The sequence below is a fragment of the Jannaschia sp. M317 genome, from assembly GCF_025141175.1.
Lineage (GTDB): Bacteria > Pseudomonadota > Alphaproteobacteria > Rhodobacterales > Rhodobacteraceae > Jannaschia.
This window is the reverse complement of record NZ_CP081155.1, coordinates 1,747,573-1,762,027: the sequence shown is the minus strand read 5'-3', so window position 1 is coordinate 1,762,027 and position 14,455 is coordinate 1,747,573. Positions and strand designations below refer to the sequence as shown.

The following is a 14,455-nucleotide window of genomic DNA, read 5'->3' as shown; positions in this document are numbered from 1 at the left end:
CACCCTGCCCGCATCGCGGCACCGTCGCCCGAACGGAAACACGCTGTCCGCAGCAAGACTGGCGACTCTGGGGCAGCATTTGTTAATATGGCGTTAATATGGCAGACGTGACCCCACACCAATCGTTCGAGTACCGAGTCGTGCCCGCCCCCCGCAAGGGCGAGAAGGCGCGCGGTGTCCGCTCTGGCGAGGCGCGCTTTGCCCTGGCCATGTCGCGGCTGTTCAACCGGATGGGCGAACAGGGGTGGGAATACGTGCGCGCCGATACCCTGCCCGCCGAGGAACGCGTCGGCCTGACGGGATCCGAGGTCCGCTATCACGCGCTGCTGGTGTTCCGCCGCTCGCTGGCACCTGCGGTGCCGCAGGTCGTTCAACCCGTGATCGAGGCGAAACCGAAACCGCCGCTTCTGCTCAACGCGCCGCTGCCCGAATGGCAGGGCTTCGAAGAGCAGGAGATGCAGGAAGCCGAGGTCATCGACATCCTCGCGGCGCGCGCCCGTCCGAAACACGCTGCCGAATAGGCCGCGCCACGTCCGACGCGGATCACCCGTCGGTCACCCGCGCGTCACCCCTGCCGTTCAGGCGCTGTTGGACAGATCCAGAGACAGCGCGTGAATGCGGTCCATCACATCGCCCAGCGCCTGATGCACCATCCGATGCCGCGCGATTCGGCTTTGGCCATCAAAGGCCTTGGACCAGATCACGACGTGCCAATGGCTCTCGCCGGTGCCGTCATCACCTGCGTGACCGGCATGTTTGCCGCTCTCGTTGTGGACCTCCAGATGCGCCGGATCAAAGGCGGCTTCCAGCCGGTCGTGGATGGTCTGTTCCATTGTCATGAGAAATACGTGCTCCGCCTCTTCCCTCTGCCGCTGCAATGACTAAACTCTGCCGCCTCAGACCGAAAGAGGGCACGCGCTATGACCAAGAACGACCCATTCAATTTCGACATGCGGGTCTCCAGCGCGAAAAAGAAAAACCCGCGCGGCAAGCGGGGCATGTCCGGCGCGTTCGAAACCTCTACCCGGGTTTGCGAACATGACGGCTGCACCGAGACGGGACAGTACCGCGCACCGAAAAGTCGTGACACGACAGATGATTACTACTGGTTCTGCAAGGACCATGTCCGCGAATACAACGCCAAGTGGTCGTTCTTTGACGGCGCCACCGAGGCCGAGATCGCACAGCAGGAAGCCCGCGAACAAAAGACCAAGCCGTTCCGCAAGACCATCGAGGAACGCGCCTGGGCCCGTCTGGGGATAGAAGATCCGCACGCGGTCCTGGGTGACAACGCCACCCGCAATCCGGGCCGGGGCGTCGTGGGCCGGAAACTGCCCCCGACCGAACGCAAGGCGATCGATATCCTGGAGGCCAAGGACGATTGGTCAAAGGCCGAAATCCGCAAGGCCTACAAATCGCTGATCAAGGTGCTGCACCCCGACATGAACGGTGGTGACCGCAGCCAGGAAGAACAGCTGGGCGAAGTCGTCTGGGCCTGGGATCAGCTGAAGGACAGCCGCAACTTCAAATAGATGTCTCATCGGGGCGGTCTTTGGGCCGCCCCTTTGCCCAGGCCTCGAACTCCGCTCCCAAGGCGGCCAGCGCCTCTGGGCGATAGGGTTGCCGGTCCTGTGTCTTCGTCTCGAAGGTCCAGCGGTCGCGGACAGGTTCGCTTACGTCCGCAAACCGCGCCACCGCATCCCGCGCGGCCCCGAACCGGCGCATCAGCGCGGCAAAGGCCCCGCCCTTGGGCACGGTATTGTTCATCAACGGCCCCATCGGATTTCCCTCGCGCCGGATCCGCGCCAGCACGGTGTCGTCAAAGTCCAGGTCCGCCGCCTGCGCGCCCTCCAGCACCCAGGCCAGCGCAAGCGCGCTGAGGTCGCGAATATCGCCGCCACCCCCGACGGAGCCGTGATCCCCGGCGAAATGCTGTTGCAGATACCGGGGCGCGGCCCCCTGCGGGTTCAACCCGTCGAGATTGGTCCAGAGCGTGGGGCGAAACGCCTTGCGCCGTTCGTCCAACGCAACCGCGTGGCGGGCTGCACGGACCATGGCGGACAGGTCGGTATCGTGGAACGTGTACTTGCGGTTCAGCAGCGGCGCGGCGGTGAAATGCCCCGGCACGCCCAGCGCGCCAACGGTGTCCCAGACGCCCAGATAGGCGATGTCGAGGGGCACGGCCTGATTGGCCCCGAACTCCGCATAGGTCGCCCGGTCCGCCTCATCCACAAGGAACCATGGCGCAAATCGCGCGCGCCATTCGGCGTTGCGCGCCTGCCTGCGCGCGCCGCTTTCGATCCGGCGCTCCGCGTAGCGGGCGACAGCTTCGGGCAGGCGATGCAGATCGGCGCGGATCAAAAGACCGGTGAACCTGATGAACCCGACCAGCGACCGCGCCGTGAATGCCCCGCGCGAAAACCCGAACACATGGATTTCATCCCCCGGCTCATACAGAAACACGAGGTGGCGATAGGCCTCGACCACGTTGTCCATCAGACCCAGCCCCATGGCCCCGCCCAGCGCCCGATCCAGCGCGCGCGTCGCGGGTGTCACGCCACGCCGCCCGGTGCCCACGCCTTCGACGTAGACGGGAACCTGAGGCCACCCGTCAGCCCCGCGCGCGGCCAGCGCCTGCCCCACCTGCACCACATTGGTCGGATGCGGCGCGTCGGCATGGTTCCAGGTGCCGTCACAAAGGATCACGATCCGTTTCATGCCAGCAGCCTAGCCGGTCTGCGCAGGGTCTCAAACGGTCCAATCGACGGCTGGCACGGCCCCGTGCGTTTCTGGCAGGTCGGACGCCCCGAAAACCTCGGGTCATGGGCAAGGTTCCGCTCGATGCGGGGGACGCAGGGCGGCCTGCCCGGTGATGCGTCACCGTTTGCAATCAAAATGTCGAACCGACGTCACAAAACGCCGGGCCGGACCGTCATGTCTGTGAAACCGAACTTTTGGAGACGTAATGCAAAGGCAAATCTTGATCGGCGTTGGTGTGCTGTCCCTCGCGACAGGGGTTCATATCGGGGCTGCCACGCAACACTGGTATGACAGCGTACCGGGTGTTGCGTTGACTGGCCCGCTCAACTCTCATTTTGCGAAGGATGTCGCGCTTGCCTACCTGACGAGCGGTGCAGCATTGCTCTGGGCTGGCCTGAGGAACGATAGGTCCGCCGGGCTCTGCGGGGCAACATGGCTTGTCCTGCATGCGTTGTTTCACATCTGGATCTGGATCCACCGCGGCGCCCCCTTCGACATCATCGCGCTGACAAACCTGCTGGGCATTCAGACGCCCGCCTTCCTCGCGTTTTTCGCAGCGATCAATACTCAATCTGAAAAGAGCCCGTCATGATCCGTTATCTTCTGAACATGGGTATTCGAAAGTTCGCAAAGCGTTACGGATATGACGCCAGTTACATGTCCCACGTCGTCCAGACGTCTTCTGCGGCCGGAGTGCGGCTGTCCTTGTTGCCCCTCTACAGTCAGTTCCGGGGGCCGAAAGAGGTGCGGGATGTCTGGGCGGGTGCGATGCTGGGGTCGACACTGGACGGCGATTGCGGGCCATGCGTGCAGCTTGTCATCGATATGGCGCTGGAGGTGCAGGTTTCCCCAGATCAGCTTGCGCTTTGTCTGCAGGGCGATGCCGCCGCTGCGGGCGATGTCGGGCTTGGTTTTCGGTTTGCCCAAGCCGCGATCGACGATTCCCCCGATCTCGAAAACCTCAGGGCAGAAATTGAGACCCGTTTCGGTCCCGTCGCGGTCACGACGGCGTCTATTGCCGCATCCAGTGGCCGGATATATCCGGTCCTGAAACGTGGATTGGGTTTTGGCCAGGCGTGCAGCATCGTTCAGGTCGGACATGAAAAGATACAGGCCGACCGGACCCATAAAGATGCTTGAGAACATATTCGAAGCCGAACGGTCGAAGCTGATGTCGCTGTGCTACCGCATGTTGGGGGAACGTGCCGGGGCGGAAGATGCCGTGCAGGATACCTGGTTGAAGTGGGCGGCCGCCGACATCGACAAGATCGACAATCCTGCGGCCTGGTTGCGCAAGGTCGCCACGAACATTGCAATCGACACCCTTCGTTCCGCCCGTCGCCAACGCGAAATCTATGTCGGCCCCTGGCTGCCCGAACCCCTTGTTCATCAAGACCCCCAAGCGTCTGACCATCCCTTCGAATTGGCCCAGGACTGCGAACTGGCGCTGCTTTGGGCCTTGGAACGGCTGACCGAAAAGGAACGCGCGGCCTTTATTCTCAGGGAAGCGTTCGATGCCAGCTACGCAGAGCTCGCGGACACTCTGGGCACAACGCAGGCGGCCTGCCGCCAACTTGTCAGCCGATCACAAAAGAAGCTGCAAGACACCGGTCCCCGCTTTGATGCCACGCCCGAAGAGATCGCCGAACTGAGCCAGCGTTTCTTCATGGCCATCATGGCGGAAAATTTCGACGCGGCCTTGTCGCTGCTGGCACCCGATTCCGTTGCGATTTCAGATGGTGGTGCCAAGAAACGCGCGGCGCGGCGGCCTTTGTCTGGCGGGGCCGAGATCATGCAGGTGTTCCGCGCGCTGTATGAGAGAGCGAAAGAGGAACAGGGCTGGACGAACCAGATGTCGGTCGTGAATTCCAACCCGGCTCTGCTGCGCTATTCCTACGGCCAGATTGAGTCGGTCACCACGCTTGCCCCGGATCAGACCGGCAAGATCGCGTGGATTTATATCATGCGAAATCCCGACAAGCTTGGCGTGGTCGCACATTAGGTCATCGAAGCGGCCATTCGCCCCGGTCCGAACGACGGGCGGCAAAGGGTCTCAACCGCTATGCATCCCTGCCCTGTTACAGGTCCGCCAGCGGGGCGGTTCCCAGAACCGGACCGGTCGGTTGCCCGGTGGGGGATCCGCCCGGCGGTTCGGACGAGACGGCAAGCACCACGCCCGCAACCAGAACGGACGGACGAGGCAGGCGCAAGTCACCCTCGGCAGGCAGCAGGCCCAGCGACACGGGGGCCGCGGTGCCTGCGATCACCCACAATTCCAACACGCGGCCTGGCGGTGCGGTGCCCGCCGCGCGGGTCACGACGATCTGGTCGGCGTCGGCGCGGGCCCGCAGGACCAGGCCCTCGGCGCTCGCGATTTCCGCGCCCTGGGTCGGGGCAAAGGGCACGACGGTCGGTTGCAGCATCACGAACGACACCGCAAAGGCCGCAATCGGCACCCCAAGCAAGGCAGCCCAGCCCAACCAGCCGCGACGGGCGGGCGCGCGCTCGGGGAAAAGCCGTGCTTCGATCCGGGGGCGCAGGTGGACGGGCGGTGGCACGTCGCGCCCGGCGGCCAGTCTTTGCAGATCTTCTTGCCAAACCGCATGCAGCAGCTGCAATTCCGACTCTCTTTCCAACCGGCGGGCCAGGGTCTGTTCCTGCGCCTCCGGGAGCAGGCCCAGCACGTATTCGCCGATCAGGACGGCGTCGTCATCGGGGATGTCCGCAGAACCGGTCATGCGCTCAGACAGGCGCGCAGGGCCTGCAGACTGCGGCGCAGCCAGGTGCGCATGGTGTTCAGGGGCACCTCGAACCGGGCCGCAAGCTCGGCGTAGGTCTCACCGTCCAGATAGGCGCGGCGGACAGCCTCGGCGCGGTCGGGTGCCAATTCGCCCAGACAGGCGACGATGGCACGCGCCTCGCTCTGGGCGACGCTCAGGGCTTCGGGGCCGGGGCTGAGGTCGGCCAGGATGTCGTCCTGGGGCATTTCCGCACGCCCGGCACGACGACGGCGCAGGCGGTCGATGCAATGGTTTCGCGTCACCGCCGCCATCCAGGTGATCGGGCTGAGACCGTTCGCGCGATAACGGTGAGCGTTGTCCCAGATCTTCACGAATACCTCCTGCAGCGCGTCCTCTGCCTCGACCCTGTCGCCCAAGACACGCAAGCACATCCCGAAAAGTTTCGCGGATGTGGCGTCATAAAGATTGCGGAACGCGGCCCGGTCGCCAGTGGCGGCACCGGCCAGCCAACCCTCTATCCGTTGCACGCGATCATCCATACGATGCCCCCCTGCCATAGCTATAGGGCCAATCGGCCTTGCGACCAGCCCAAAGCCCCCCTTGCGACCCGGAGGGATATCGGGCAATCGAACGGGCGGACACGAAGGAGACCCCGATGGCTGATGGCAACATGGATATCGACGCCAAACCGCAGACGGAAATGTCCGTCCGCGAGGTGTTCGGCATCGACAGCGACATGAAGGTCAAGGGTTTCGCCGAACCGACCGACCGCGTGCCCGAGATCGACAGCACCTACAAGTTCGACCCCGATACCACGCTGGCGATCCTGGCGGGCTTTGGCTGGAACCGTCGCGTGATGATCCAGGGCTACCACGGCACCGGCAAGTCGACCCACATCGAGCAGGTGGCCGCGCGCCTCAACTGGCCCGCCGTGCGCGTCAACCTCGACAGCCATATCAGCCGCATCGACCTGATCGGCAAGGACGCGATCCGTTTGAAGGACGGCGTCCAGGTCACCGAATTTCACGAAGGCATCCTGCCCTGGGCCCTGCGCAACCCCGTCGCCATCGTGTTCGACGAATACGACGCGGGCCGTGCCGACGTGATGTTCGTCATCCAGCGGGTTCTGGAACATGACGGCAAGCTGACGCTGATGGATCAGAACACGATCATCACGCCGCACCCGTCGTTCCGCCTGTTCGCCACGGCCAACACCGTCGGCCTGGGCGACACCACGGGCCTTTATCACGGCACCCAGCAAATCAACCAGGCCCAGATGGACCGTTGGTCGCTGGTCGCCACGCTGAACTATCTCAGCCATGACGCCGAGACGAATATCGTCATTTCCAAGCAGCCGCATTACAACACCGAAAAGGGTCGCCAGACGATCAGCCGGATGGTGACCGTTGCCGACCTGACGCGGACGGCGTTCATGAACGGCGACCTGTCGACGGTGATGTCGCCCCGGACGGTCATCGCCTGGGCCCAGAACGCAGAGATCTTCCGCGATGTCGGCTATGCATTCCGCCTGTCGTTCCTGAACAAATGCGACGAGTTGGAGCGGCAGACGGTGGCCGAATTCTACCAGCGCTGCTTTGACGAAGAACTACCCGAAAGCGCCGTGAGCATGGCGCTCGGCTAGGGCTTTAAGTCACAGATCAACACCGGCCTGATGGCCCTACCCCCCCCGCGTGCCCTCGGCGCGTGGGGGTTTCTTTTGTGATGCGGGCCGGGCACGCCGAGACAAGTTTATAAACTGCACACTTGGCGTGCGTTATTTTTGCCTTATTGATTACTTCATGGGCACGATATGTATTGGTCTTCTTGTTTTGTGCTTCACCCTGATCCCAGTTGGGCAGGCGGAGGCGCGCGACGGATTGTTCGGCCCACCCCTGCCCTTCTTTGCCGGATGCACGGGCCGCCTCTCTGCCTTGATGGAGTTTCAGTGGCTCATCGGCGCACCCGAGGCCGCGCAAACGGCCGAGCTGCGCGAGGAAATGGTCTTGATCCTGGACGCCGTGACCCCGCCGGACGGCGGGCGCGAGGCGCTGTCGCTACGCGTATCGGCAAAACGGGTTCACTGGGCCCTGCTGACGACGGCGGCTTTCGGAACCGACCCTGACCGGGCAGTCCAGGCACAAAGACGCGCGGATCACCTGATACGGGGCTGCACAGACAGGCTTCTACGCTCTTAAAGGTGGGCGGCGACGGCGCGGGCAGTGTCCGCAGGGGCGTCGAAGGGCATCAGGTGCCCGGCCCCGGCCACGATGTCGGTCACTATGCCATGGGCGGCCAGGCGCGCAGGATCCGGCGTATCGGGCCCCGCCTGACGTGCGTTTCCGGGCAAGCTGCGCGCGCCATAAAGAAACGTCCGCGCAAGGGTCATCGACAGAAAATCCACCTCGGTTGTCGGGTCCAGGTCGACCAGGGCGCTGGCGGTTTCGTGCAGCGCCCGAGGATCGCTCTGCGCCCGACCTGCGAACAGGTAGGCAGCCGTGGCATCGCCCGCCTCGGCTGCCGCGCGGCGCTTGGCCTGGGCCGCCTCGAAACCCGTCGCCAGGAAATCCGCCAGCGGGACACCCGCAATCGCACGGGTGGCGGCCCCACCTCCGGGCGTCAGGTTCCCCTCGGCCACGATCAGCCGGGACACGAGGTCAGGCCGCAGCCGCGCCAACTCGATCGCGACGGTCCCGCCCAGGGAATGGCCGAAAACCGGAACCGCCCCGACCCCCAGATGATCCAGCAGCGCGGCGATGGCGCGGGCCAGCGCGGGCATGTCGTGAGAGGCCAAAGCCTCGCTCCCGCCGGTGCCGGGCAGGTCCGGCAGGATTGCGGCGTGCCCCCGCAGGGGGGCCTGTGCAAAGACCGGGACCAGGCCCGGCGCGCCCGGCATGGCAATCCCGGGCAAGGCCAGGATCGGAACGCCCGGCCCCGGCAGCTCCGTCCAGGACATGACACGTCGACTGTCCGGTATCACAAAAGCTGGCATGGATCCGTCCCCACCTGGCAGAGCGGCCCTTGCGCTCGGACCGGAAAAGAAGGAACTCTCCGCCCATGGTCAAGCCCAACGACAACCCCGCCGATCCGTTCAAGAAGGCGCTCGCCGAAGCCACCAAGACGATGGCCGACGATGCCGACCTGTCGGTGACCTATTCCGTCGACCCTCCGGGGCAGACGAATGACGCCGTGCGCCTGCCCCAGGTGTCGCGCCGCATGACCCGGGACGAGATCCTGCTGGCACGCGGCACAGCCGACGCCTACGCCCTGCGCCACCGCCACCACGACGCCGGCACTAACGCGCGATACCTGCCCCAGGGCAACATGGCGCGAGAGCTGTATGAGGCCATGGAAACCGCCCGCTGCGAGGCCGTGGGCGCCCGCGACATGCCGGGCACGGCGGGCAACATCGACGCCAAGATCGGGGTCGAGGCCGCCCGGAAGGGATACGGCGAGATTACCGACAAGGCGCAGGCCCCGCTGGCCGCCGCCGCGGGCTACTATATCCGGCAGATGGCCACGGGCCGCGCCCTGCCCAAAGGAGCGGAAAACGTTCTCGACCTGTGGCGCGACTTTATCGAGGGCGCGACCGGCGACCGTCTGGACGGGTTGGACAGCGTGCTGTCCGATCAGGCCGCCTTTGCGCGACTGGCCCGAAAGTTGATCGACGATCTGGGGTACGGCGACCAACTGGGCGACGACCCGGACATGGAAGACGAGGATCAGGACGACGAAGGCGCGGCAGAGGAAGAGGAGGAGGAACCCGATTCCACCGGCTCCGACGATGAGGAAGAGGACGCCGAGGCCTCGCCCGAGCAGAGCCAGGAACAGCAGGACGATCCATCGCAGGCCCAGGTGTCCATGGACGACATGGCCGATCAGGAAGAGGGCGAAGAGGCAGAAATGCCCGAGTCCGACGAAGCCCAGGATCCGCCCCCGCCACAGCCCGTCTCGGACGCCGACCCGAATTATGCCGTCTACACCGCCGCTCATGACGAAATCATCGGTGCGGAGGAACTGGCCGAACCCGCCGAGTTGGAGCGTTTGCGCGCCTATCTCGACCAACAGCTTGAGCCGCTGAAAGGTGCCGTATCGCGCCTGGCCAACAAGTTGCAACGCCGCCTGCAGGCGCAACAGAACCGGTCCTGGGAATTTGACCTGGAAGAAGGCATTCTCGACGCAGGGCGGCTGGCGCGTGTGGTCGCCAATCCGACGACGCCCCTGTCCTTCAAGATGGAACACGACACAGAGTTCCGCGACACCTGCGTCACGCTGCTGCTGGACAACTCCGGCTCAATGCGGGGACGGCCGATTTCCATCGCGGCGATCTGTGCCGACGTGCTTGCGCGCACGCTGGAGCGATGCGGCGTCAAAGTCGAAATCCTGGGCTTCACCACCCGCGCCTGGAAAGGCGGGCTGAGCCGGGAGCAATGGCTCAAGGACGGCCGCCCGCAGCAGCCGGGCCGCCTGAATGATCTGCGCCATATCGTCTACAAATCGGCGGATGCCCCCTGGCGTCGGGTCCGCCCGAACCTGGGCCTGATGATGAAAGAGGGCCTGCTGAAGGAAAACATCGACGGCGAAGCCCTGGAATGGGCGCACCGCCGCATGGTCGCCCGGCAGGAGTCGCGCAAGATCCTGATGGTGATCTCGGACGGGGCCCCGGTGGACGATTCAACCCTGTCGGTGAACCCGGCCAACTATCTGGAAAAACACCTGCGCGACGTCATCGCCATGGTCGAGAAACGCAAGGCGGTCGAACTGCTGGCGATTGGTATCGGCCACGATGTCACGCGCTATTACGACCGCGCGGTGACGATCACCGACGTGGAGCAGTTGGCAGGTGCGATGACCGAACAACTGGCCGCGCTGTTCGATGCGGACCCGCGCAAACGGGCGCGGGCCATGGGACTGCGCCGCGCGTCCTGAGCATTTGATCAAAATGGGCGCCTTCGGCGCTTTCCTGTTTGTCTCGGCCCTGCGGGCCGGGCCTCCGGCAGGGATACTTGGAAAGCAGAGACGCCGGTCCACCCCACCGCCCGGTGGCACAGCCACGTGACGGCGGGGCTTCTCCGCTTGCGGTCATCGGCTTCCCAGCCTGTCCCGCGCCTTCGTGTTTGACAGACCAAAGTTAACAACGCGTTTCCCTATTCTCTGCTTCTGAAATATCCCGGGGAGCGCGAGGGGCTGGCCCCTCGCCCGCGCGGCTGCAAGACTGCGCCTCGGGGCGGTCAGCCCCACCACCTGCCAGAGGAGACGCGCCTTGTTTCAGACCTTCGACGTGACCGCCCGTCCACAGGATGCTGTTCCACGCGTCGCCCGGCTGCGTGCGTGGATGAACGAGCAGGGTTTGGACGCGTTTCTGGTCCCCCGCGCGGATGCCCATCAAGGCGAATACGTCGCTCCCTGCGACGCGCGGTTGGCCTGGATCAGCGGGTTCACCGGGTCGGCGGGCTTTGCCGTCATCCTCGCGGATCGCGCGGCCGTTTTCGCCGACGGACGCTATTCGGTTCAGGTGAAGGTCCAGACCGACCCCGACACGTTCGAGACTGTCGATTGGCCAGGAACCGGACTGGCCGACTGGCTGCCGGGTGCCTTGCCCAAGGGGGGACGCGTCGGTTTTGACCCCTGGCTGCATACGGAGGCGGAGCTGACCCGTCTGCGCGCGCTGACCGGGATCGAAATGGTGGCCTGCGACAACGGCGTTGATGCGGTCTGGAACGAACGGCCGCCCGCGCCCGCGGGGGCCATGTCCGTCTACCCGCAAGCCCTGTCTGGTCGGTCTCACGCCGAGAAGCGGGCCCAGATCGCCGAGGCGGTCCGCGCAGCGGGGATCACCGCCTTCGTTACGAACCAGCCCGACGCGCTGGCCTGGCTTTTGAACATCCGCGGCTCGGACATCGTGAGGACGCCGGTGGCCCAGGCCTTTGGCGTCGTCTTTGCCGATGGCAGCGTCGACCTGATCTGTGCGCCGACGAAAGTGGACGCGGTCATCGACCATCTGGGTCCCGACGTTCGGGTCACCGCACCCGAGGGGTTCGCGGCGCTTCTCGCCGGGCTTTCGGGGGCGGTTGGTTATGATCCGTCCAGTTGCCCAGTCGCGATTTCCGAAGCCTTGGCGCAGCCTGTCGCCGTGACAGACCCCCTGGCCCTGCCCAAGGCGGTCAAATCCACCGCAGAAATCGCCGCCACGACCCAGGCGCATCTGCGCGACGGGGCCGCGATGGTGCGCTTCCTGCGTTGGCTGGATGAGGATCGCCCCGACGATCTGACGGAAATCGGCGTCGTGCGCGCGTTGGAGCAGTTCCGCCGGGACACGAACCAGTTGCGGGACGTGAGTTTCGAGACGATTGCCGGGTCTGGCCCGAATGGTGCGATCGTGCATTACCGCGTGAACGAGGAAACCGATCGCCCCTTGGCTGGGGATCCCGTCCTTCTTGTGGATTCGGGGGGACAGTATCTTGACGGTACGACCGACATCACCCGCACCGTGCCGCTGATCGCCCCGCCAAGGGACATCGCCCACGCCTTTACCCGCGTCTTGCAGGGGATGGTCGCGGTTTCGCGCGTGCGGTTCCCACGTGGCGTGGCGGGATGTCACCTGGATGCCCTCGCGCGCGCACCGCTCTGGTCGGAGCATCGGGACTACGATCATGGCACCGGCCATGGGGTCGGTGTCTATCTGGGCGTGCACGAAGGGCCGCAACGGATCAGCCGCGTCAGCCAGGTGCCCCTGCAACCCGGCATGATCCTGTCGAATGAACCGGGCTATTACCGCGAAGGGGCCTTTGGCATTCGCATCGAAAACCTGATCCATGTGATCGAAGCCCCGCGCCCCGAGGGCGGCGACGACCGGGACATGCTTGGGTTTGAAACCCTCACCTGGGTGCCGATCGACCGGCGGCTGATCCTGACCGATCTGTTGTCACCGGATGAACGCGCGTGGATCGATGGCTATCACGCCACCGTTGCGGAAAAGATCGGCCCGCTGCTCGATGGTGCGGATCGGGACTGGCTGCTTCGGATGACCGCACGTCTCTAGGGTTTCGCCGCCCGGATCGAACCGCTACGGTCCGCCCAAACGAGGGAGACATCATGGCCAAGATCACCGTTTCGCCCGCTGCGGGCGTCTGGACCGTGCGCAGCGAAGATGGCGTGCTCGTCGAGAGCCGGAACGCCCTGGCATTGACCGAGGGCGACTATCCCACTGTCATCTATTTTCCGCGCGCCGATGTGGCGATGGCTCTGCTGGAGCTGTCAGACACCACCAGCCGCTGTCCGTTCAAAGGGGACGCCAGCTATTTCCATTACGTCGGGCAGTCGGCCCGGATTGCGGATGTGGCCTGGACCTATGGGGACGTGATCAACCCGGACGCCAAGGCGATCGAGGGGCACCTGGCCTTCTACGGCGACAAGGTGACCGTCGAGCGGGTTTGACCCGCCACCCGCTGCGGACAGATGCCCGGGCAGCCACGCCAAGACGACGCCAGTCGCGCACGGCTCCCGCACAAGAACGGGCACCGCCAGAGTTTTCGAAAACTCTGGTCAAATCCTTCGAAGGATTTGATCCCGTCAGTTCTGCCGCACCAGCTTGCCGGGATTCATCAGGCCATCAGGGTCCAGCGCACGTTTGACGGCGCCCATGACGTCCCAGGCGGCCCCGTGTTCGCGGGCCATCATATGCAGTTTGCCAAGACCCACGCCGTGTTCGCCCGTCGCCGTCCCGCCCAGGTCCAGCGCATGCAGGACCATGGCATCCGACAGCCGTTTGGCCTGGGCGAGTTCCGTCTCTGACGACCGGTCGACCAGCAGAATTGCGTGGTAGTTGCCATCGCCCACATGTCCCAGGATCGGACCCGGTATCGGGCTCGCGGCGATCTCTGCGGCGGCGCGATCGATGGCCTCGCCCATGCGGCTGATCGGGACGCAGACGTCCGTGACCACAGCCGTCGATCCGGGCCGAGACGCCAGGATTGTATGATAGGCCGCGTGCCGCATCGCCCACAGGCGGTTGCGGTCCTCCACCTGTGTGGCCCAGCGATAGCCGCTTCCTCCGGCCTCGGCTGCCAGCGCGCCGAACCTCTCCGCTTCTTCGGCGACCGCTGCGTCAGAGCCGTGGAACTCCAGCATCAGATGCGGGCGCATCTCGAAGGTGCCGCCGTCGTGGTCATTGATGATCTGCGCCGTGGCCGCATCCAGGAACTCTACCCGCGCTGGTCGCAGGCCCATCTGCGTGGCCAGGATGACCGTGTCGATGGCCGCGCCGGTATCGGGAAAGGCGCAGACCGCTGCGGATATCGCCTCGGGCTGGCCGTGCAGGCGCAGGGTCAGCTCTGTGATCAGGCCCAGCGTTCCCTCGGACCCTACAAACAGGGACGTCAGATCGTAACCCGCCGAGGTTTTCGCCGCCAAGGTCCCGGTCCGGATCACCCGCCCATCGGCCAGCACCACCTCCAGTCCGCGGACCTGATCGCGCATGGTCCCGTAGCGCACCGCCGTCGTGCCCGAGGCCCGCGTTGCCGCCATGCCCCCCAGCGAAGCATTGGCCCCCGGATCGACCGGGAACATCATGCCCGTCGCCCGCAATTCCTGGTTCAATGCCTCTCTGGTGCAGCCGGGTTGCACGCGGACCAGCATGTCCTCCGCGCGCACCTCCAGCACGGCGGCCATGTGGCGGAAATCGACCGTCACCCCGCCGCGCGGCGCGGACGCGTGCCCCTCGAGCGCGGTGCCCGTGCCCCAGCCGATCACCGGCACGTTGTGGCGCGCGCAGACGGCCACGATGTCCGCCACCTCCTGGGTGCTGCGCGGATAGGAAACCGCGTCGGGCGGCATCGGCGGATGCCAGGTCTCGGATTGGCCGTGCAGGTCCAGATCGCCCTTTCCCGTGCTCAACCGTTCGCCTAGCATTGCCCGCAACTCGTCGAGCGCATTCTCTGGGATCATGTCCGGCCCTC

The 14,455-nt window shown here is 65.2% G+C and carries 16 protein-coding genes; 10 read left to right on the top strand and 6 right to left on the bottom strand.

The genetic code is table 11. The features are described from left to right. Positions 1-98: 98 nt before the first annotated feature. Entirely contained in the window at positions 99-521 is a 423-nt protein-coding gene (locus tag K3551_RS09090; RefSeq protein WP_259919401.1) for a DUF4177 domain-containing protein, read from the top strand. Between the two features lie 57 nt (positions 522-578). Here the strand turns inward: K3551_RS09090 and K3551_RS09085 are convergent, their stop codons facing one another. Next, the gene (locus tag K3551_RS09085) at positions 579-839 is read right to left on the bottom strand and encodes a BolA family transcriptional regulator (protein ID WP_259919399.1); all 261 of its coding nucleotides are present in this window, start codon (positions 837-839) and stop codon (positions 579-581) included. A gap of 81 nt (positions 840-920) precedes the next feature. On the opposite strand from K3551_RS09085, the gene K3551_RS09080 reads away from it, so the two are divergent. Continuing rightward, the gene (locus K3551_RS09080; protein WP_259919397.1) at positions 921-1,532 is read left to right on the top strand and encodes a J domain-containing protein; all 612 of its coding nucleotides are present in this window, start codon (positions 921-923) and stop codon (positions 1,530-1,532) included. Here K3551_RS09080 and K3551_RS09075 read toward each other — a convergent pair. Next, positions 1,525-2,718, bottom strand: coding sequence for a DUF2235 domain-containing protein (locus K3551_RS09075; RefSeq protein ID WP_259919396.1), 1,194 nt, complete (start codon positions 2,716-2,718; stop codon positions 1,525-1,527). The two genes, K3551_RS09080 and K3551_RS09075, sit on opposite strands and share 8 nt — an antisense overlap. 262 nt (positions 2,719-2,980) lie before the next feature. On the opposite strand from K3551_RS09075, the gene K3551_RS09070 reads away from it, so the two are divergent. From K3551_RS09070 to sigJ, 3 genes are read left to right on the top strand one after another with little or no spacing between them, the layout of a single operon-like run. Then, positions 2,981-3,352, top strand: a complete 372-nt coding sequence (locus tag K3551_RS09070; RefSeq protein WP_259919395.1) for a hypothetical protein — start codon at positions 2,981-2,983, stop codon at positions 3,350-3,352. Continuing rightward, the gene (locus K3551_RS09065; protein WP_259919394.1) at positions 3,349-3,900 is read left to right on the top strand and encodes a hypothetical protein; all 552 of its coding nucleotides are present in this window, start codon (positions 3,349-3,351) and stop codon (positions 3,898-3,900) included. The genes K3551_RS09070 and K3551_RS09065 overlap by 4 nt, the downstream gene beginning before the upstream one ends. Continuing rightward, positions 3,893-4,762, top strand: a complete 870-nt coding sequence (gene sigJ / locus K3551_RS09060) for an RNA polymerase sigma factor SigJ (protein ID WP_259919392.1) — start codon at positions 3,893-3,895, stop codon at positions 4,760-4,762. Before K3551_RS09065 ends, sigJ begins: the two co-directional genes overlap by 8 nt. Before the next feature lie 76 nt (positions 4,763-4,838). On the opposite strand, the gene K3551_RS09055 is transcribed toward sigJ, so the two are convergent. Then, the gene (locus tag K3551_RS09055; RefSeq protein ID WP_259919389.1) at positions 4,839-5,498 is read right to left on the bottom strand and encodes an anti-sigma factor domain-containing protein; all 660 of its coding nucleotides are present in this window, start codon (positions 5,496-5,498) and stop codon (positions 4,839-4,841) included. After that, positions 5,495-6,040: a sigma-70 family RNA polymerase sigma factor gene (locus K3551_RS09050; protein WP_259919388.1), complete on the bottom strand. Its 546-nt coding sequence runs from the start codon at positions 6,038-6,040 to the stop codon at positions 5,495-5,497. The genes K3551_RS09055 and K3551_RS09050 overlap by 4 nt, the downstream gene beginning before the upstream one ends. A 116-nt stretch (positions 6,041-6,156) precedes the next feature. Here K3551_RS09050 and cobS point away from each other — a divergent pair, with 116 nt between their 5' ends. Then, complete coding sequence (cobS, locus tag K3551_RS09045) at positions 6,157-7,143, top strand: cobaltochelatase subunit CobS (protein ID WP_259919386.1); 987 nt, start codon at positions 6,157-6,159, stop codon at positions 7,141-7,143. A gap of 127 nt (positions 7,144-7,270) precedes the next feature. After that, positions 7,271-7,696 (top strand): hypothetical protein, encoded by a 426-nt coding sequence (locus K3551_RS09040; protein ID WP_259919382.1) that lies wholly within the window; start codon positions 7,271-7,273, stop codon positions 7,694-7,696. Here the strand turns inward: K3551_RS09040 and K3551_RS09035 are convergent. After that, positions 7,693-8,490: an alpha/beta fold hydrolase gene (locus K3551_RS09035; protein WP_259919380.1), complete on the bottom strand. Its 798-nt coding sequence runs from the start codon at positions 8,488-8,490 to the stop codon at positions 7,693-7,695. The genes K3551_RS09040 and K3551_RS09035 overlap by 4 nt on opposite strands. 65 nt (positions 8,491-8,555) lie before the next feature. Between K3551_RS09035 and cobT the strand changes: the two genes are divergently transcribed. From cobT to K3551_RS09020, 3 genes are all read left to right on the top strand, one after another. Next, the gene (cobT, locus tag K3551_RS09030) at positions 8,556-10,427 is read left to right on the top strand and encodes a cobaltochelatase subunit CobT (RefSeq protein WP_259919379.1); all 1,872 of its coding nucleotides are present in this window, start codon (positions 8,556-8,558) and stop codon (positions 10,425-10,427) included. A gap of 334 nt (positions 10,428-10,761) precedes the next feature. Next, on the top strand, positions 10,762-12,540 hold the full coding sequence (locus K3551_RS09025; RefSeq protein WP_259919378.1) for an aminopeptidase P family protein: 1,779 nt from the start codon (positions 10,762-10,764) through the stop codon (positions 12,538-12,540). A gap of 53 nt (positions 12,541-12,593) precedes the next feature. Next, complete coding sequence (locus tag K3551_RS09020) at positions 12,594-12,935, top strand: DUF427 domain-containing protein (protein WP_259919377.1); 342 nt, start codon at positions 12,594-12,596, stop codon at positions 12,933-12,935. A 135-nt stretch (positions 12,936-13,070) separates the two neighbouring features. On the opposite strand, the gene K3551_RS09015 is transcribed toward K3551_RS09020, so the two are convergent. Beyond that, positions 13,071-14,444, bottom strand: a complete 1,374-nt coding sequence (locus tag K3551_RS09015; RefSeq protein WP_259919375.1) for an FAD-binding oxidoreductase — start codon at positions 14,442-14,444, stop codon at positions 13,071-13,073. Between the last annotated feature and the right edge of the window lie 11 nt (positions 14,445-14,455).